General features: G+C 57.8%; 14 protein-coding genes. 5 read left to right on the top strand and 9 right to left on the bottom strand.

Features of this window, described 5'->3' with window-relative positions; genetic code table 11:
- Positions 1–149: 149 nt before the first annotated feature.
- From HYT87_01630 to HYT87_01620, 3 genes are read right to left on the bottom strand one after another with little or no spacing between them, the layout of a single operon-like run.
- Positions 150–791 carry a CPBP family intramembrane metalloprotease gene (locus tag HYT87_01630; GenBank protein ID MBI2058450.1) on the bottom strand — a complete coding sequence of 214 codons (642 nt, stop codon included), beginning with the start codon at positions 789–791 and terminating at the stop codon, positions 150–152.
- Between the two features lie 41 nt (positions 792–832).
- The gene (locus HYT87_01625) at positions 833–1360 is read right to left on the bottom strand and encodes a cyclic nucleotide-binding domain-containing protein (protein MBI2058449.1); all 528 of its coding nucleotides are present in this window, start codon (positions 1358–1360) and stop codon (positions 833–835) included.
- Positions 1360–2589, bottom strand: a complete 1230-nt coding sequence (locus HYT87_01620) for a glutamate dehydrogenase (protein ID MBI2058448.1) — start codon at positions 2587–2589, stop codon at positions 1360–1362. The genes HYT87_01625 and HYT87_01620 overlap by 1 nt, the downstream gene beginning before the upstream one ends.
- A 262-nt stretch (positions 2590–2851) precedes the next feature.
- Here HYT87_01620 and HYT87_01615 point away from each other — a divergent pair, with 262 nt between their 5' ends.
- Complete coding sequence (locus HYT87_01615) at positions 2852–3883, top strand: hypothetical protein (GenBank protein MBI2058447.1); 1032 nt, start codon at positions 2852–2854, stop codon at positions 3881–3883.
- Here the strand turns inward: HYT87_01615 and HYT87_01610 are convergent.
- The 3 genes from HYT87_01610 to HYT87_01600 form a co-directional block, all read right to left on the bottom strand.
- Positions 3864–5567 carry a tetratricopeptide repeat protein gene (locus HYT87_01610; GenBank protein ID MBI2058446.1) on the bottom strand — a complete coding sequence of 568 codons (1704 nt, stop codon included), beginning with the start codon at positions 5565–5567 and terminating at the stop codon, positions 3864–3866. The two genes, HYT87_01615 and HYT87_01610, sit on opposite strands and share 20 nt — an antisense overlap.
- Before the next feature lie 75 nt (positions 5568–5642).
- Positions 5643–7625 (bottom strand): hypothetical protein, encoded by a 1983-nt coding sequence (locus HYT87_01605; GenBank protein MBI2058445.1) that lies wholly within the window; start codon positions 7623–7625, stop codon positions 5643–5645.
- 32 nt (positions 7626–7657) lie between these two features.
- A complete protein-coding gene (locus HYT87_01600; protein ID MBI2058444.1) occupies positions 7658–9895 on the bottom strand; it encodes a hypothetical protein in 2238 nt (745 codons plus the stop codon).
- Between the two features lie 100 nt (positions 9896–9995).
- On the opposite strand from HYT87_01600, the gene HYT87_01595 reads away from it, so the two are divergent.
- Together HYT87_01595 and HYT87_01590 are read left to right on the top strand one after the other, a co-directional pair.
- The gene (locus HYT87_01595; protein ID MBI2058443.1) at positions 9996–11180 is read left to right on the top strand and encodes a lipid-transfer protein; all 1185 of its coding nucleotides are present in this window, start codon (positions 9996–9998) and stop codon (positions 11178–11180) included.
- A gap of 81 nt (positions 11181–11261) precedes the next feature.
- Positions 11262–12137 carry a hypothetical protein gene (locus HYT87_01590; GenBank protein MBI2058442.1) on the top strand — a complete coding sequence of 292 codons (876 nt, stop codon included), beginning with the start codon at positions 11262–11264 and terminating at the stop codon, positions 12135–12137.
- Between the two features lie 8 nt (positions 12138–12145).
- On the opposite strand, the gene HYT87_01585 is transcribed toward HYT87_01590, so the two are convergent.
- Positions 12146–13063 (bottom strand): methionyl-tRNA formyltransferase, encoded by a 918-nt coding sequence (locus tag HYT87_01585; GenBank protein ID MBI2058441.1) that lies wholly within the window; start codon positions 13061–13063, stop codon positions 12146–12148.
- 7 nt (positions 13064–13070) lie between these two features.
- Positions 13071–13910 carry an SDR family oxidoreductase gene (locus HYT87_01580; GenBank protein ID MBI2058440.1) on the bottom strand — a complete coding sequence of 280 codons (840 nt, stop codon included), beginning with the start codon at positions 13908–13910 and terminating at the stop codon, positions 13071–13073.
- Between the two features lie 759 nt (positions 13911–14669).
- Between HYT87_01580 and HYT87_01575 the strand changes: the two genes are divergently transcribed.
- Together HYT87_01575 and HYT87_01570 are read left to right on the top strand one after the other, a co-directional pair.
- On the top strand, positions 14670–17195 hold the full coding sequence (locus HYT87_01575; protein MBI2058439.1) for a DUF4382 domain-containing protein: 2526 nt from the start codon (positions 14670–14672) through the stop codon (positions 17193–17195).
- 671 nt (positions 17196–17866) lie between these two features.
- Positions 17867–19450, top strand: a complete 1584-nt coding sequence (locus HYT87_01570) for a tetratricopeptide repeat protein (protein ID MBI2058438.1) — start codon at positions 17867–17869, stop codon at positions 19448–19450.
- 143 nt (positions 19451–19593) lie between these two features.
- Here HYT87_01570 and pyrE read toward each other — a convergent pair whose 3' ends face one another.
- Positions 19594–20157, bottom strand: a complete 564-nt coding sequence (gene pyrE / locus HYT87_01565) for an orotate phosphoribosyltransferase (protein MBI2058437.1) — start codon at positions 20155–20157, stop codon at positions 19594–19596.
- Between the last annotated feature and the right edge of the window lie 3 nt (positions 20158–20160).

The following is a 20160-nucleotide window of genomic DNA, read 5'->3' as shown; positions in this document are numbered from 1 at the left end:
AAGGTCGCACGCCTGACAATCGATGAAAAAGAAACCTCGAAAACATACCCCCACGGCAGCCCCCGGAAAAGCCATATTCACGCCGGATTCAGGTTAAGGCTCGGCTACGTGCACAAAATGACGCATGGATGCCACCCACAAACGATTTCCTATTGCACCGCCGACTGCAACGTGGCCATGAGAATATTGGCCACCCCGTGAAAGAGGACCGGCGCGAGCACGCTTCCCGTCCTCTCCTGGAGCCAGCCGAAAATCAGTGAGGGGAAAAACACACCGAATCGGACCGGGGTCGGTTCGATGATGACATGCCCCAGCGCAAATAAGACCGAAGTTAGGATCAAGCCTCTTCCCACCCGGGCACCGAGGATGGCCTTCCCTCCAGGCCAAGCTCGATTGAGGGAAGACTGCAAATACCCCCTGTAGAAAACCTCTTCGGGGAGCGCAGCCCCGGCGAACTGGGCGACCATGAACGTCCAGTCGGGCAGACCCCAATCGGTTGTGAACGCGTGGCCGAGGACCATGCGGTGCCAGAGGTAGAAACCCGCCACAAAGGGAACGAAAACCACCAGGCATGTGGCTCCGGTGACCCGAAGCGAGGCGATCCAGTTCCCGATGAATAACCCCATCGATTCGGCGGTGGCTTTCCTAAGCACGATCATGAGAAGCGGCGTGTAAAGGAACAGGACGAGTGCAATGACGTGGAGGTATTTTCCGATGAACTCGATCCCCCGGAAGGTGTAGAGGATCTTGAGAGTTCCGACGACCGCCGCGTAAACCAAAAGCGGATTCACGGGGTCAATCTTGAATATTGACTTGTTTGTTCCCGCAGAACCTAGAAATTCCACTCGGCGAACAACTTGTCCTTGAACTTCGAGAACTCTTCGAGAGGTTTCCGCTCCGAGGCGCCGACCGTTCCGATGCGCCGGACCAGTTCCTCGTCCACCGCCTTCAGCCGATGGGCGATCACCTTCGCCAAGTAGTGAATGACCTTGTACGCCCCCACGGCCCCTTTTTCGAGACGCTGCATGAACGTCTTGACGTCGAAGGCGAGGACCTCGATATCGGCGACCGTACGGGCGGTGGCGATCCGCGTCATGGGGTTCAGGAAGAGCACGGTCTCCCCGAAAACGGCGGGCGGCTGCAAGGTTGCAATCCTCTCGTCCTTGCCGCTGGGAGTCCGTTTCGTAAATTCGACTTCGCCCTTGAGGAGGATGTAGAAAGCATCCGCTTGATCGCCTTCCTTGAAAATGGTTGTTCCCTCCGGAATCGATTGGCCGATGGAGTAGGTCAGGAGGTCATCCATCTCAAGCTTGTTGAGGCCGGCCAGCATGGGGATGGACCGAGGGTCGAAAGGAGGCATCACAACCCCCGTTGAACACGGGCGCGGCCGACCCGACCGATGCCGATGATGAACGCGGCAGTTCGCAACGCGAGCTTTTTCTCTCGGGCGAGCCTTGACACGCTCTTGTAGCTCTTGCGCATGACCTTTTCGAGTTCCGTATTGACCTGCACCTCGCCCCATCGGAACTGCTGGATGTTTTGGACCCACTCGAAATAGGAAACAGTCACCCCGCCCGCGTTGGCCAGAATATCCGGGCAGACAACAATGCCGCGTCGGTCCAGGATTTCGTCTGCCTCGGGCGTGGTCGGCCCGTTCGCGCCCTCGACGATGAACTTGCACTGAACGTCCCGCGCAACGTCGGGCGTGATCACGCCGCCGAGGGCGGCCGGAATGAGAACATCGCACGGGAGGCGAAGCAGCTCGTCATTGCTCACCGCCCGCCCGCCTTCGAATCCGTGAATGGAATGAACCTTTCGGACGTGCTCGATCAGGGTCGGGATATCGAGCCCCGCTGAGTTGTGGATGCCCCCATTCACGTCGCCCACCGCCACGATCTTGCCCTCCATGCGGTGGATGAGTTTGGCCGTGTTCGCTCCCACGTTGCCGAATCCCTGGACCAGGAACGTACAATCCTGGATCCGTCGCCCCGCCTCGCTCAGCAGTTCATCGCAAACGAAAAGGATGCCGCGCCCCGTCGCCTCTTCCCGGCCGGCGGAGCCGTAGAGGTCCACGGGCTTTCCCGTCACGACCGCGGGATGAAACCCGGCGTACCGGGAGTATTGATCCATGATCCAGGCCATCACCTGCGCGTTCGTGCCGACATCCGGTGCGGGAACGTCTATCGTGGGGCCGATCAACTCGTGAATGCGATCAATCAAGCCGCGCGTAAGACTTTCGAGTTCGTGTGAGGAAAGCTTGGAAGGGTCACAGGCGATTCCCCCTTTCGCGCCCCCGAATGGGAGATCGACCACGGCGGTCTTCCACGTCATGAGGCTGGCGAGGGACCTCACTTCATCGTCGTCGACCTGGAAATGATACCGGAGACCGCCCTTCATCGGTCCTCGGTCGCTGTTATGCTGGATTCGGAATCCGATAAAGTGTCCCAGTTCTCCGTTGTCCATCTCGATGGGGATCTCCACCCGCACCTCTCTCCGGGGAGTGACGAGTAGCTTCTGGATCCGCTCAGAGAGATCCATGATCTTTGCCGCCCGCCGGAAGTAATAGACCGTATGTTCGAAATGACCCACGTGAGCTTCCTATCATGACCCCCGTATTTCGCAAGCCGCGGTCGAACTTTACTTGTATCCGTTCAGCACCCCCCATCCTCACCTTCCCCCTCAAGGGGGGAAGGGACAACAAGAAGTGCGCCTTACTCTCTTTTCTCCTCCCCCTCGACGGGGGAGGGTGGGGGTGGGGGTGAACGCTTACCTTTGCTTCGGTTGTGGTCGCTCATAGAATTGATCCATGGACCGCTTCCGGACGGGATCCTCGAACTGAAAGCTTGTCTCTGTGAAAAAACCCGCCCTTCTCGCATTCCTGGTTCTGATTCTCACGTCCACCACGTGTAATCGGAAGAAAATCCCTCTTCTTGTGGCCGAGGCGGGAGACTGCAAGATCACCGAACAGGATCTGACTTACCGCCAGGCGGTTCTGAAAATCACCGAGGAGGGCCGGATCGTGGAGCCGGGCATCGTGCTGTCTCACCTGCTCAAGCCCTGCGTGGGAGCGGCCATCATGAAGAAATACGGTCAACCCGTGACACAGGAGGTTCTCGAAGGCGAGGCGAAACGCATAGACGAGAGCACGTTCATGCCCGATGTGCTCGCCCGGATCAAACAGGTGTTTGGGGAGAACCGGGAAGCGTATTTGAAAGACTACATCCTGCCGGTTTACGTCAACCGGGTTCTCCCCTACGATATTGTGAGACAGAACCGGGAGATCCAGGCGTATGCGCGTTCCGAGGCGCAGGGCTGGCTGGATCGAGTGAAAGCCAATCCCGGGAAATTCAACGAATGGGCGAAAGAGCGGACCGGCGGAGAACCTCGTTGGGCGAGAGTCTCGAAGACGGGAGGGTGGGAGCCCTTCGATCGCAAGGACCCGCGACGTATTCCCCCTCCGCCGGCCGCACCCCAGGGGGCCCCGCAGGCCGCGGCAGGGGCCTTGGCCCAACAGCGGTGGTCACAGCAACAAGACTCGATCCGTTGGGTGGAGGGCTTGATCGACACTCATCTCAAAGATGCCGTCTCCGGAATGCTTCTGCCCGATCTTTTGGAATTCCCCGATTCGTTCCTGGCCGGACGGTACGAGAAGAAGGAGGGCGACGCGACGCCCGGATCACCGCTCCATTCGTCGTCCCCGAAGCAAAGCGGAGGGGGCGATGCCTACCTCCTGAGATTTGTCAGTTTCCCCAAGCGCGAGTACGACGACTTCTTCTTTGATGCGGCCAAGGAATTCCCGGTGCGAGCCACGAACCCGGCGGCTGTGGGTGAGATGAAGAGGCTCGTGCCTTGGTCGCAGAAGTTCAGTTTTCGTCCGGAATGATCCGAAGCGCGGGCTCTTGGTCTTTGAAGGGGAGGTACTTCACATTGAAAGGGTGGATCTTCTTCAGATCAAATTGAGTCCCGTCCGGTCCGACGAGATAGTCGAGCAGCAACGGAATATTCTGGGGGACGGCTTCCTGCTCGAGCGCTTTCTGCGCATGGGTCCGGGCCTCGTCCTTCTGCCCCTGCTCCCAGAGGCACCAGGCCCACTCGATGTGAACCAGCGCTGTGCTCGGGGCCAATGTGAGCGCAGGTCCGAGCAGGGCGGTGCAGTCCACCGGCAGGTCCTTTTTGATGAGCTCTTGCATGTGAAAAGCGTACACGCGGTAGCTTGTCGGTGCGCGCTTGAGTTCGAGAGCGGTTTCCCGAATGGGGTCTTTCATCTCCCAGAAACGGACGAAGCCGCCGAGGACGACTATTGAGCAACAAGCGATCAAGATACGCTTCCCCCCCCCGCCCATGCCATCCCCCTCCGGGGGGGAGGGAGATTTTCTTCGAGCCTCTCCCTTGAGGGGTAAGGATGATTGTGGAGGTGAGATTTCCTTGGCGCTGACCAGAGCGGGTAGGGCCACCACGAAGGTGAGATAAACAACGCCGTACAGACGATAGAGAACCAGGGGGTCGTAGACGGGGAACACCCAATAGACTGCGTAGTGGATTGCCGGCAGCGCCAGGAGCGCCAGCCCGTTCAATCCAACGCGGATTCGCAGACCCAAGCCGAGGATTACTGCGCCGAGAAGGATCGCGCCGCCGACTCCAGTCCATGGCCATGATTTCGAGAAATTGTACGTCTCCTTGCCCAGAGGGAAGTTTCCGTAGTCTTTTACGAGTCCGAATGGAACAAACACAATTTGGAGGAGCTTCGGGACGAGGGCAGTTTGCAGCTTCAAGTTCTCCGATTTTGTTCGGAGAGGGAGGAAGATCGAGTCGTCGTTCGATATCTCCCGGCCTTGTTCAACGGCCTGATGAAAGGCCCGGCTGCGCTCGTAGTTCCGGACGTTCTGGATCAGAGGCCGGGAGTAGGAATTGGCCCACGCCCCGAAGAGGATGGCCGAGAGCAGCGCGAGCGCGGCGAGGGTGGACGGCATCGATTTTGTCTTCAACGCCATGAGGACCGCGAGAGTGAACGGCACTACCGCGTAAGATTCCTTCGACATCAGGGCGGCAAGGCCGCAAAGGGCGAGAAAGAGCGGGGCGAGAGGCGAGAGGCGAGAGGTGAGAGGCAAAGGATCGGAAGAATGAGCTCGGAAGAAGACAGCCAGCGAGAGAGCCAGAAAGACGCCGCCGAGGACTTCGCCGCTCTGGGACACATGAACCACTGTTTGCATCGAGACCGGATGGAGAAGGAAGGCGACGAGGCCCATGAGCGCAGGGACCTGGCTCCGTGAGGGGAGCGCCGGGATCACCCTTCTCCACGTGATCCATCCCGTCAGCAGATGCAGGAGAATCGCCACGAACATCGCCTTTTGCATGGACGGCTCGAAGAGGAATCCCTGGAGATACAGCAGCCCGTCGTGCAGGAGGCGCGAGTAGCGTTGCTCGATGTGGTAGTGGAAGAACTTGTTCTCCAGAATCCCGCGGTAGGTCGTGTCGTCGACGAGAATCCGATAAGGATGCGCGAGGTAGAAAAGGAGCCAGAAAGCCGCAACCGACCAGGGACAGTATCGTCGGAGGCGTTCGGCCACGGAAGGCCTGTACCCGGAGCTGTGACCAGAGGCCAGGATGGCTTCTGAAAACTTTGCGGAGGGTGCGGCCACGCGTTACTTGGACGGCGCGGTTCCGGAAGCGGGCGATCCGGCCCGAAGTTCCGCTTCCTGCACTCTTTTCTTCAGGTCGGCATTCGTGGGGTCCTTGTCGAGAAGAATTCTGTAGTGCTCCAGCGCCTTGCTCCAATCGCCGCGACCGGCCAGGAACTCCGCGTACTTTTCCCGAATCTTCATGTTGCCTGGATCCCGCGTGAGACCCTGTTCGTAGAGGTCGATGAACATCTTTGATTGTTCATCGAGCGGGCGCGCTGCGCCCGAAGTGACTCCCTGACCGGTAGGAGGACTGGGGGACCAGAACGTGCTTCGTCCATCCCCGGGCGGTGGACTCTGCGGACGGGGCGCTCCGGCCGCATCTTGAATCGGAGTCGGCGCCAGATATGCCTTGTTCATGGGGTGGACCCGATCGATGTCGATCTTGGGGAAGGGAGGTTCGGAGAGATATCCGAGCGCGGTTTGGGCTTCGATGAATCCGGTCTGCTGCTCGAGCGACTTCATGGCATAGGTCTGCGCTTCCTCAATCTTGCCCTGTTGTTTCAGGCACCACGCCCACTGGACATAGACGTGCGAACTGCTCGGGGCATACTTCAGCGCGGGGGCCAGTTCGGCTCCGCAATCGACGGGACGTTTTCCCGATTCCACGAGTTTGCGCATATGGGAAACGTACAGCCGGAAATTGTCCGGCCGACGTCTCAGGTCGATGGCGGTCTCCGCGATCGGGTTTTTCATCTCATAAAAACGAACAACCCCGCCCAGGACACAGATTCCTGCCAGGCCCGCGGCAATCTTTTCGGCGCGTTCCAGGCCGATCTTCTTCACGTCCACAAGGATGCCGGCCAGTGTGGGGAGGGCCACCACGAAGGTGAGAAAAGAGACTCCATAGAGCCGGTAGAGGAAGAGCGGATCGTAGACCACGAAGACGACGTACGCGCTGTAGAGAACGGCGGGCGACAGGATGAGGACCCATTGTTCGAAGGTCGCCGCTTTGCGTTTCACAAAAATGAGCGCGGTGATGCCGATCAGGATCGCGAGCCCGATCCAAAGCCATGGGAGGTCGGGGGAATAGGTCTGGCGGCCGTAGGGGAAGTGGCCGTAGTCCTTGGTGAGTCCGAAGGGCACGAACACGATTCTCAGGATGAGAGGTACCAATGCTACCTGGAGTTTCAGGTTTTCCACCGGTGATCGCAGCGGGAGGAAGATGGACTCCTCGTTCGTGACCTCGCGACCATCGAGGACCGCCTGCCTGAAGGCCCGGCTGCGGCTGTAATTGTCTTCACTCCGGATTTCCTCATGCGAAAAGGTGTTCAAATAGGAGCCGAGGACTATGAAGGCGACCATGACGCCTGCGGCGATCGCTCCCGCGTTGGATTTTGCCCGGATGGCGAGCGCCAGCGTCAGTGCGAAGGGGATGAGTACGTAATTTTCCTTCGAGGCCAGGGCGCCGAGGGCGCAGAGGGTGAGCCAGAAGAAGTGGTGAGTGGTGAGTGGTGAGTGGTGAGTAGGAGGAGCCGAGGATGGAAGGGGAGTTGTCCGTGACCGAGCGCGAAAGAAGACGGCCAGGGAAAGAGCCACGAAGAACGTGCCCAGCAGTTCGACGCGCTGTGAAACATGGACGGTGGTTTGCAGCGCGATGGGATGAAGCATGAAAGCCGTGAGGCCGAATCTTGCCCAGGAGTGCATTCGTTCGGGCATTCGTGGAATAACAACACGCCACGCGATCAAGGCGATCAGCAGGTGGAGAATCATCGAAACGAGCATTGCCTTGTCCATCGCTTTGCTCAAGAAATGGCCCTGGGCGTGCAGGAGGAGCGCGTGAAGGGGCCGGGAGTACTTCAGTTCATCGAAAATAGCGAAGTAGCGGTTTTCCAGGATCCCCCTATGCTGGGAGTCGTCCACCAGTTCCCGGTAAGGGTAAGTGAGGTAGAAGGCGAGCCAGAAGAGTCCGATCAGCCACGGGAGGTATCGCCGGACTCGTGCCATGGCGGGCATGTTACTCCTTCCGGTCGGAGGACTCACCTGATCGTGACCGTCAACCGGTTGGCGCAGGTGCGCTTGCCTTGAGCGTCGAAAACCTCCGCGATCAGAGTGTGATCGCCGGGGTCGGCGGGCGTGATGAAATCGGGGCTCTCGACGGTGGTGGCATCGTACGGCGCATAGGAGGCCAGCGTCCATTCCACTGGAGCGGCGTTCTCCCAACTCAAACGGACCTTCCTCGGCTCGATGGTGGAGCCGGACCAGTGGGAGTAGCGAAGCGGGACATGGATGGTTGCGCCGGCCCCGAGCTCATGATTCGGCAGCCAGTCGAAGGCGATGAAATCTTCGCCAAGGACATCCTTCAGGCTGACGCCGAATCTCGCGCAGAGATCCGGTTTGGGTGAGCGGTCATAATTTACGAGACCGTTTCGTTCGTACTCCACGTCCGTAAGTTGCGTGAGCACGTAACCGACGAGCTTGGGGAAGCGTCGCATCTCATTGAGGAGGCCGAAAAGATCGCAATAGATCCCGGGCCCTTCGGTTCCGCCCAGCGCGCTGAAACTGGCGAATTCGGAGTTCCACCAGGGATCGCCATCCTGGACGGCGCCGCCGACGAAGTTCCGGGGGCTGCCTGGGTAGGTCCCATCCGATTCGGTTTGCAGAAACTCTCTGAACTTGGCCATGTCGTTTCCATAGTAGTGGAAGGAATTGAGGTCGGTGTCGATGTGTTCGAAACGTTGCGTCACTCCGCCCGCGCTGTTGTCTTCGACGGGGCGCGTGGGATCGAGGGAGCGCGCAAGGGTGACCATGTCCTTCACCCATTTCTGGATCTCCGGGTTGTCACCCATCGGGACGGGGTTGGTCAGTGAGCCGTTCGAGAGGAGCCCCCAGTTTTCGTTGAAGATGGTCCACGCGATGATGCTGGGATGGTTGGCGTCGCGTTCGATGGCAGCGCGGAGCGTGTGTTCGAAGTAATCGCGGCCTTTGAAACCCGGCAGGTTCTCGGCTTGAAGATCGAGAGCGGGAATATCGTAGACGACGTAAAGTCCCAGTTCGTCCGCAATTCGATATTTGATCGGTTCATCCATCTTGATGTGGAGCCGGATGCAGTTGAACCCGAACGACTTGGCGAGTTCGAGATCGGCCCGGATTCGATCCACGCTCGGCGCGGTGTAGATGCCATCCGGGTAGTAGGACTGGTCGAGGACGCAACGGAGATACCGTGGGTAGAGGTTTACCGCAAGCACCGAGGATTCGATCGGCGCGTGATAGTAAGCCGCGTTCATCCTTGTCTCTGTTTGAGTTCTCAGAATGTGAAGGTCCCGTTTTCCGAAGTATGTGTGGACCACGTCGGGCGTTCCACGTTCATCGGTGAGCCGAACTGCAATCTCTTGAACGTGGGGATTTGGGTTTTCCCACCAGCAACATGCCGTGCTCTCCCCGGGGTTGAATGATCCCGGCTCTTCAGTCGAATCCAGCTTGAATTCGCCCTGCGGCGTGCCGCTGAATTGGGGTTCGATGGCAACCTCCTGCACGCCCATGTATGTATTCAATCGCAGCCCGGCCAAATAGAACTTCGGTCGTTGTTCCAGATACACCGTCTGCCAGATGCCGCTCGTGCGGGTGTACCAGACGCCGCCCTGTTTGCCGACGGGCTGGGCGTAGTCGTTGAGTTCGGTGAAGTCCTCGACGCGAAGGACGATTTCGGGAACGTCGTTGGGACCGGCCCAGTCGGCCAGATTCACCGAGAACGGATCGTAGCCGCCCTCGTGTTCGGTTGCCTGCTTGTCGTTGATCCAGACGGTGGACTTGAAATCGACGGCGCCGAAGATCAGATGCCAGTTGAGACCCTTCGTCTGCGGTAAACGGCCGGGAAGCTTGAGCCGGTACCAGCCCACTCCTCGGTACGTCTTGGCTTGGAGTGTCTCGAAAATCGTGTACGGACCTTCATGCGGCGGGACGAGCCCCGAGAGGGGCGCCTCCCATGCGAACGGCACTTGAATCTTGTGGGTCCAAACGTCCTCGCGTTTGAACCATTCCTCGCGCAGTCCGCGGTCGTCCGGGTCGTACGCGAAATCCCACTTCGTGTTCAGGTTGATGAAGGTGTTGCGCCGGAAATCGGGCCTTGGGTGTTCAGGCCGGGCGACAGGCTCGGGAAAGGTTCCGTCCCAAGGCTTTGGGCTGTCGCAAGAGAAGATGAGAAGGGCGACGGCCAATCGGGTGAAGCGGCTCCCCATGGGCGCGTACTTTACCACTCCCACCCGGCTATGTTGCAATTAACCATCCGGTTAGCTAGACTTCGCGGCGTGCTTAAAGAGAAAAGCGCGTACTCGCACCAGCCGCGACTGACATCTTTCAAAGCGAAAGGGGTTTTCCATGGGTAAAGGCCGCAAAGTCTGCATTATCGGCGTCGGAATGACCAAGTTTCACAAACCGGGAGAACACGACTATCCCGAATTGGCAAAGGAATCGGGGGAGATGGCCCTCAAAGACGCCGGCGTGAGCTATGACAAGATCGAGCAGGCATTTGTCGGATATGTGTATGGGGAATCCACCTGCGGCCAACGGGCGGTGTACCAGCTCGGTCTGACGGGTATCCCGGTCGTGAACGTCAACAACAACTGCTCCACGGGCTCCTCCGCGCTTTTCCTGGCCACGCAGGCGGTGGCGGGCGGAGCGGTGGAATGCGCGCTCGCGCTTGGATTTGAAAAGATGGAGAAGGGATCGCTCGCGCCCAAATACAGCGATCGAACGAATCCGATGGATAAGCACGTGGAAGTGATGAGTTCCGTGCAGGGATTCGAGATGGCACCTCCCGCCGCCCAATTGTTCGGTGGGGCAGGACGCGAGCACATGAAGAAGTACGGCACGACCAAGGAACAGATCGCCAAGATCGCCGTGAAAAACAAGAAGCATGCGGTGCACAATGAGCGGTCGCAGTTCCGCGTGGCCGTCTCGCTCGAGGAAGTGATGGCCTCTCCCATGATTTTCGATCCCCTGACGAAACTTCAGTGCTGCCCCACTACGGACGGCTCGGCGGCGGCCGTCGTCTGCTCGGAAGAGTTCGCGAAAAAAATGGGCAAGTCCGATCCGGTGTGGATTGCCGCGGCCGCGCTCAAGACGGATGTGAAGACCGCTTTCGATCCCCCCTCGATGATCAAAGTCGTTGGCTATGATATGGCGAAGAAGGCTGCGGACAGCGCCTATGAGCAGTCGGGACTGGGTCCGAAGGACGTAAACGTCATCGAACTTCACGACTGTTTCACGGCCAACGAGCTGATCACGTATGAGGCGCTGGGTCTCTGCAAAGAAGGGGAGGCCGGGCGTCTGCTCGATGAGAATCAAACCACCTACGGCGGCAAATGGGTTGTCAATCCCTCCGGAGGCCTGCTTTCCAAAGGGCATCCGCTGGGCGCCACCGGCTTGGCCCAATGTTTCGAACTCAACCAGCAGCTTCGTGGACTTTGCGGTCCGCGACAGGTGCCGAACGCCAAGATCGCACTCCAACACAACATCGGCCTCGGCGGGGCGTGCTTCGTGGCGGTCTACCGGAAGAACTGATTCCCTGATTCGCTGATTCCCAACCGGAAGGAGGGTGGTGTGAGAGGTGTTTTTCTTGCGTTATTGGTGACCTCATTAGTCATGATGGGGTCGATTTCCTGTTCGGAGGATTCGGAGGGACTGGCGAAACCGGCGCGCGGAATACAAGTGCATACCCCCGAGCTGCGCATCGAGCCGTATTCCGAAGTCTTTGTCTGCACGTACACGGATGTGGTGACCACGGACGACATGTACGTCACGCTCATCGAAGGGCGTCAAAGCGGTGGCAAAACGGGTCATCACGTGGCGGTGTATAGAAGCTCGATCAAGTACGATCCGACTTCGCATGTGTGCGCAGATTTCGACATGGCAGCTCCCTGGCTGATGTTTGTCGGTGGGGCGGGCGGCGGTTCAGGCGATGTTCCGGCGGCCGTGACGCGTCTGCCGAAGGACGTGGCCATCCTGGTCCCGCGGGGATCGCAGATCATGCTCCAATCGCACTACATCAACCCGGGGAGCGATGCGGCCCTTCAGACTGACACGGTGAACCTCCACACGGTCGATCCCACTCCGGCGCTATCCTCTGCGGCTCCGTGGGCGATCAACGAGAGTAGTTTCCAGATCCAGCCGGGAAAAACCCACCGCTCCGAAGCAACGTGCAGCGCCGAACGAACGTCCAGCATCATCACGGTCCTCGGCCACACCCACCAGTGGGGTGTGAATTTTGAGCTCTGGCTCACCCAGCAGGGGGAGGAGAGGTTGATCTACAAACAGGTTGGGGCGGGCGCGCAACTCCAGCGAGATCCGCCGATCATGAATTTTCCGGTCGATGCGCCGCTGCGTGTGGAAAAGGGTGACCGGTTTCGAATGGTGTGCGAATTCGACAACACGACCGACCACATCCTCCAGTTCCCCGAGGAGATGTGCGTGACGCTCATGTACCACTACCCCGCGGAAGGCTTCCAGATCTGCGATTGAACCCCGACCTACGCGCCGAAGCGGGAGCCGGGGATGAGGAGACCGAGTCGGGCGAGCGAATCGGCGGAGTAGAATCCGCCGTCCTCCAGGAGAATCACCTCCGGACGAATCGCGCCGTCCCCCGTGGCAATGAGGAAATGTCCCTCGTGTAGAAAACAAGTGCCTGGAGCGGCGAGCGATATCGCCCCCTGCACCATCGACGCCGAGAAGAACTTGACGGCCCGACCGTCGAGTGAAGTCCACGCTCCATAGGCCGGATTGCAGGCACGGATCTGGCGGAGAATATCGGCGGTCGGGTTGGCGAAATTGAGGACCAAATCCTCCTCCTTGATTTGCGGCGCAAGCGTGGCCTCGGCCGGATCCTGCGGCGAAGAAGGCACGTCATCCCGGCTCTTGAAAAGTCGGAGAGTGTCCAACAGGACCTGTTCACCCAGGGCCTCCAGTTTTCCAAGCAGACCGCCCAACGTCTCATGGGCTTCGATCTCCATCGCTTTCTGGAGAATGATCGGCCCGGTGTCCAGGGTTTCCTCCATGTAGTGGGCGGTCACGCCGGTGCGGGGCTCGCCGTTTCGAAGAACCCAGAAATAGGGATTCGGTCCCCGGTACTTGGGCAGGAGGGAGGGGTGGAGATTGATCGCCGCGCGGCGAGGCGCGCTCAGAATGCTTTTCGGGAGGCGCTTGGTGAAATTGATCGAGATGAGGAGGTCGATCTCGAGTTGGTGGAGGCGTCCCGGCAGCGTGGGATCGGCGGCGTCCGCCGGGTAGATGCAGGGGATCTTGAAGGCCTCGGCAATGGCCTGGATCTGCGGAAAATAGGGCTCATGCGGCTCCGAAAGAAACAGGGCGACGACCTTGTAGTTCTCCTGAACGAGGACCGGGACGAAATGTGTAGCGCGCTTGGGCAGACCGAAGAGGGCGATGCGCACGGCGGAACTACCCCGTCACGCCCGCGACAACGATTTCCTGTCCGGACACTCCCGCCGCCTCCGAGGACGCGAGGAAGACGCAAACGGAAGCGATCTCTTCCGGTGGGAGAAGTTTCGAGGCTTTCACGTAAGAAAGGGCAGCCTTCAGCCGCGAGTTCGCTTGATCCTGAATGATGCGATTGAAGTTTCCGAGGATCGTGGCGAGCCGCTCTCCCATGACAGCACCGGGGCAGACGCAGTTCACCCGAACGCCGGTGGTGCTCAACTCCAGAGCCAGTGTCCGGCTGAATCCGATCAGCCCCCACTTCGAAGCGGCGTAGGGGCTTCGGGTGGGATACCCGATGCGTCCCGCGACGGACGCGATGTTGATAATGACGCCTCGATCCTGCTTCAGCATAAGGGGAACGACTTCACGACAGGTGAGAAAGGGACCACGGAGATTGATGGCTTGAACTTCGTCCCACTCCTCCGTCCGAACCTGTTCGACCGGAGCGGTGGGACCGATGATGCCGGCGTTGTTCACGAGAATATCGATCCGGCCGAATTGCCGGAGCGTTTCCTGCACAAGCCCGCGCACGTCCGGTTCGCTCGAAACATCCCCCGGAACCGTGACCACCGATCCTGGCGCAGCCCCCTCCGCTTCGCTCCGGGGACGGCGAGCAGAATCGCTATGGGGTCCCGGCGCAGCCCCCTCGCCGAGAATCTGGCTTCTGGTCTCTTCCAGCTTCTCGGCTCTCCGGCCGGAGATGACGACTCGGGCGCCTTCGCGCGCGTAAGCTCTCGCGATCGCCCGTCCGATCCCGTCCCCCCCACCGGTGATGAGGGCTACCTGGTTTTGCAATCGCATGTTCGCGTCCTTTCCAAGTGACTGTTGTGCGCGACTTCCCAGTGAAAACCACAGTAGAGCCGTGCATCGAAATGTCAAGTGACCCCACAATCATAGATAGCCTACTTGTTGCTGTCACAATTTGAGTTTATCGGACGACTCGTCCGGGATTGCCACGGGGCCCTCGACTAACGTCGAGGACCTTCCCTCGCAATGACAACACAAGGTGGCATTGCGAGCAGTTTGTACGATCCGCCTGCGTGGGTGTGGGCAGGCAGGACGAGGGTGAAGCAATCTCGGATCCGAGGCAAACTTCGGGGCAGATGGCGGCGCGAGTTGCACACGTGCCGACGCGAAGCGCCCAATTTGCTTGACAAGACTACACCCTCGTGGTAATCGGGTATCAGCGAAAGAAAAACGGTAGAGTTGGTCGACCCACGGATGGACACGATACGATAAGTGAGGTCGATTGGGAAAAAGGTTCAGGAGTAGGGCAGGGCGATTCGTTAGCAGGCATGGGTTTAGCCTCTTGCTTCTCAGCCTGGTTATCCTTGGCGCGGCATGCAAGCGTCGATTTGGCAGTGGGTCCATAGACGTCGGCCTGAAACTTCTCCTCAGTTCTGAGGTCGGCACCGCCACTTTCCTCCACGAGATAACCATATGATCGCGTCCAACTTCGGTACAAAAAAGAGAAGACTGTGGACGAAAGGGCAGTAATTGTGCATACGCGGGCGGATCGTAACACGTGTCACACAGCTGCTCTAGGCGAAAGGGGGATACATGACTGGTGAGCGTTCCATCTCCAAGGGGTTTTCCCTCTCTTCCTATGTTCTGCTTGTTCTCAGCTTGCTTGGGCTGAGCTGTACGAATTCAGGTAGCAATACGCCCGGCGAAATCACGCCTGGCGAAATCGTGGATGGAAAAAACCTCACCGGCGAATCGCGCATCGTTGTCAAATTGACGGATGCTCCGGCTGATTTGGAAGCTCTTTCAGTCACGCTCTCTGAGCTCTTGATTCATTTCCGTGCATCCGGCACCGGGTCTCAATGGATCCGTATAAGTGGCGAGACACAGGTTGAGCTTCTATCTCTGCAAAATGGACAGACCCTGAAACTTGGCAGTGTGGGTCTCGGACAGGGCACGTTGATTGGAATTGGGTTTGGCGTTTCTTCAGCAACTGCTGTCGTTGGTGGCCAGCGGGTACCTGTTGACGTACCTACCGGTACTCGTGTTAGCGTTGACTTTGAAACATCCTACGGCGTGGGAAAGGGTGAACAGCTTTCTATCACCCTCGATTTTGATGCGAAAAGGTCGGTTGTCGAAAGACAAGGCCAAGGCCTACTGCTTTTTCCGATCGTGGAAATCAAGTCGGTTGAAACGACACAAATTAACGATCCCCCCTTCGCGAAAGTGTTTACTCCTCAACTGTTTGGTGGGCGAGGTTGGTCTATTGTCCAGACAGGAGATGGAGGATTTGCGGTTGCTGGCGAAGCAAGTGTCGTGGCGGGTCCAAACGATCTCTGGCTGGTTAGGCTCGATCCATCAGGCAACGTCATATGGCAGAAAAGATATGGTGGAGCCGCTGCCGATTTTGCGCAGTCGATCGTGCAGACATCCGATGGTGGGTTTGCCTTGGCCGGGCATACAGAATCCTTTGGCGCAGGTAATGCTGACTTCTGGGTGTTGAGGCTTGATGGAGCTGGGAACGTAATATGGCAGAAGGCATATGGTGGCAGCACCTTTGATGCCGCCCGGTCTATTGTTCAAACGGGGGATGGTGGGTTTGCGGTTGCTGGCGAAGCAACATCTTTTGCTCCAGGTGGTGTTTTGCGTGGCTGGATTCTGAGGTTGGACGGAAGTGGAAACATCATATGGCAGCGAGCGTCTGGCGGACCGAGCGCGGATGGCTTTCAATCCATTGTTCAGACCATGGATGGGGGGTTCGCGGTTGCTGGTTCCACGTCATCTTTCGGGATTGGTGACGCCTGGGTTGTGAGGCTTGATGGAGCTGGGAACGTAATATGGCAGAAGGCATATGGTGGAGCCGCTGGCGATTCTGGGCAGTCGATCGTGCAGACATCCGATGGTGGGTTTGCAGTTGCCGGTAGCACTGGATCCTTCGGGGCCGGTTCCTCTGACGCCTGGGTTTTACGGATTGACTCGGCAGGGAATGTGATGTCTCAGAAGGCGTATGGTGGCAGTGGCATGGATGTGGCGTTCTCCATAGTCAACGTGGTAGGCGGAGGATTTGCGTTTGCTGGTCGGACCGATTCATTCGACGCTGGCGACACCGACGCCTGGGTTGTGAGGCTTGACGCCGCCGGCAACGCAGAGTGGCAGAAGGTCTTCAACCTCGTGTCGTTTGGTTTTGCAACGGAGATCGTCCATACGGTCGGGGGTGGCTTTGCCGTGTCTGGCTTCGGGAGTGGCGTCGTTGTTCTCAACGTCGACGCTGGCGGTAACGTACCGATCTGCCCTCCACTCGGCGATACTTTGGCTACGGTAACGAACACGCTCGCAGGTGCACAACCGACATCTTCTGGAATTACCGCCACCACGGTGAGTCCGAGTCCCACATCAGCCATTGTATCCGATACAGTTTCGTCCGAGGTTCAAGAATGTCCTCTTCCCAATAACCCTCCAGTGATCACCTCTGGTCCTTCGGCGGATCCAACGACTGTCAATGAGGGTGGAACTGTCAGTCTATCCGTACAGGCGTCCGATCCCGATGGGGATCCCTTGTCGTTCTTGTGGTCGGCTCCAGCGGGCACCTTTTCAAATCCCTCTTTGCAAAATCCGATGTGGACATCTCCCCAGGTTGATGCTGACCAGACAATCACAATTACGGTGCAGGTCTCCGATGGTCAAGGTGGGGTGACCAGTGGGAGCGTTCAGGTAACTGTGCTGAATGTGCCTCCTCCACCTTCCCAGCTTGTTGTGGCTCTGGATATTGATCCGAATACTCTGAATATTAGGAGCCAGGGTAATCCTGTCACTGCTGTTCTTGAGGTAACACAAGGAGGAGACTCGTCCCAGATTGTTGTGGCAACCTTGACTTTGAATGCCGTAAATAGTCAGGCAATCGCTGCGTTGTCTCCTTTCAACAAGCCTGTTGAGTTGGCTGATGCGAACGGAAATGGCGTACAAGATTTGAAGGTTCAGTTCAGTCGTCAAGCGCTCATCAGCGCTCTTAAAGGTCTCGGCTTTGGCGAGGGTGACGCAACGATTCAGATTCAGGGCCAACTTACTACTGGCAGTACGTTCTCGGTGACAGATACCATCAAGGTGATAGAACGGGGGAAGTAGCCTATAGCTCCGTCCGCCCTAACTTGGGGGAGTCTATTTCTCCGAAAAGCGTGGGCGGACAGCTCACAGCAGATGGAGGTTTTGATCTCCTAGAGTTGAGATCTTGGCGAAAAGCCATCGCCAGTATCATAGCTCTTACACTTCTTGTTTTTCTCGCGTATTGGCCTGCCTTGTTCGGTCCGTTTGTCTATGATGATAGCGGTAATATTGTCGACAACTACGCGCTGCACTTGGATGATATTAGCCCAGGCGCCTTGTGGCGTGCGATGGTACGCAGCCCTACGGTTGCCGCCCCTCGTCCTATTGCAAATCTCACATTTGTACTCAATTACCGCCTTGGAGGGTTGAATCCTGTTACCTATCATGTAACCAACATCCTGATCCATGTTGGAGCCTCGATCGGCCTTTTCCTTCTATTGTACTTTGTGCGTCATGTTGTAGACCAAGATGGCAACACTCCATCGAAGTTTGGTATACCTCTAGTACTTACTCTAATCTGGGCCCTCAACCCCGTCCAAACCCAGGCTGTAGCATATGTTGTCCAGCGAATGACTTCCCTCTGCGCGGCCTTCTACATATGGTCCCTGGTGTGTTATCTCCGCGCTAGGCTTGGGCCTCGACCCGGGTGCCACCATTTCTTCGCACTTGCCTGCGTTCTCTACCTTCTCGCCTTGGGTACCAAAGAGTTGGCTGTGTCATTCCCTGCGGTGTTGTTCTTGAGTGAAGTCATGCTCCTCAAAACCGACGTGAAGACCGCACTTCGTAGGACTATCCTTTGGTTCATACCGGGTGTGCTACTGCTCATTTCCTCAGCTGAGTTCCGGGCCGGAGTCACACAGCTTGTTGTGTCTCTTGAAACTGGATCGACCGTTGAGGGCAAGGAGTGGACCTTACTAGAAAGGTGGCTAACAGAGGCTAGGGCGCTGTGGTACTATATCTCTCTTTTTCTATTTCCCGCACCAAGTAGGCTCAGCGTTGTGCATGATTTTCCTCTATCTACTTCTTTAGGGGATCCGCCCACTACGGCAACAGCATTGGTCTTGCTGCTCGCAAGTGTCGTCGTAACGGGGTGTTTGTCAAGGCGTTGGCCCTCCGCATCCTTTGGTTGGTTGTTTTTCTTGGTAGCCAGCGGCGTCGAGGTGTTCCATCCCCAACTGGCTTTAGTGTTCGAACACCGCATCTACCTGCCTTCGATAGGATTAGTCCTGCTCCTCCAATCCATGATCTGTAAGCTTTCAAAAGCGTTTTCGGTTCCGTTTCTTCTAGGAGTACTCATATTGCCCTTGTTGATTGCTACATTCGAACGGAGTGGATTGTGGGCTTCTGAACTGTCTCTTTTCGAAGATACGGTCAAGAAAGCGCCGCTATCGAGCCCCGCGCACAACAGCCTAGGAGCTGCGCTTATGCGACAGGGCAAGGTTGATGAGGCCATAGCGCATTACTCCGAGTCCCTGCGGCTTGACCCAAGTAGTGTGAGAACGCACTACAACTTGGGCGTTGCAGCCGAGAGGCAAGGTGCACCGGACAAAGCTGTCGCTCATTATATTTACGCTCTAAGCATCTTACCAACCTATCGGAAGGCTCATCACAGGCTAGGGAATCTGCTCATACGACAGGGCAAGGTTGACGAGGCCATGGCGCATTACTCCGAGATTCTCCGACTCGATCCTGAAGATGTTGAGACACACAATGACTTGGGAAATCTCCTGACCGAGCGCGGGAACGTGGAAGAGGCCGTAAAACATTACCAGAGGGCCATTGAAACTGCTCCGAACTTTGCCAATGCTCACGTTAATCTTGGTATTGCTATGGCCAGGCAGGGCAAGGTTGAAGAAGCCATCGTTTGTTACAGGAAAGCACTACGGATAAGACCCGATCACAAGGACGCCCACTATAGTTTGGGAGTAGCTTTGTTCGCGCAGGGCAAGGTTGACGAGGCCATGGCGCATTACTCCGAGGTGCTCCGACTCGATCCTGATCATGTTGAGTCCCACAATAACTTGGGAAATCTCCTGGCCGAGCGCGGGAACGTGGAAGAGGCTGTAAAACATTACCAGAAGGCCATTCAAAGCAAGCCAGAAGACGTGGTGGCACACATTAATCTAGCCAACCTTCTAGGTGAACAGGGGAGGCGTGAAGAAGCCATATACCATTACACGGAAGCCCTACGAATACAGCCAGACTCCGTGGAAATACGGAGGTTGCTTGCCGCTGCAAAACGGTTGAAGGCAGGGCAGAGGAAATTGTCTCCTTGACTAATGTCCGCATCGTTGCGTATTCCGCTCATGGTGCGCAGTTGTTCCGGTTCATGGCGCGCACCTTGGCCGCTTCGGCATTCAACAAGGGAAGGCCCTCCTGGCTTGGGGCCGATGGCTGCATGCTGAAAGCTGACAGTCTTTCATTTCAGCAGCTCGCCCACCTTGAACAGGCTTTCCAGGGGAATGCCGGCGGCTTCGACCGCTTCGCGGCCTCCTTCCTCCCGATCCACCACGACCATGGCCCGGACCACATGGAAGCCATCCAGCCGCGCGCGTTCGATGGCTTTCACGATCGATCCGCCGCTCGTGACCACGTCTTCCACGATGGCTACCTTGGCGCCCACGCGGAGGCGTCCCGACTTTTCAACCCATTGAGCCATCCCATGACTCTTGGGCTCTTTTCGTACGTAGAACCCACCCAGCGGTTTTTTCTTCAGTTGACTGATCACGGTGATGGCGGAAACGATCGGATCGGCGCCCATGGTCGGTCCACCCACTCCGGCGACTTTGGGTCGGCCCTGTGTCAGGCGATTGAACAGGAGGCTGCCAATCAGGAAAGCGCCTTCCGGGTCGAGCGTTACTCGGCGGCAATCCAAATAGTAGCTGGAGGTCTTGCCGGAGGAGAGGACGAACGGTCCGCGCTGAAGGGCGATTGTCTTGAGGAGCGTGCGGAGCCGGGAGACTTGTCGGATTTCGGAACGCATTCC

This window comes from Nitrospirota bacterium (assembly GCA_016180645.1).
Lineage (GTDB): Bacteria > JACPQY01 > JACPQY01 > JACPQY01 > JACPQY01 > JACPAV01.
This window is presented reverse-complemented; position numbering and strand designations above follow the sequence as displayed.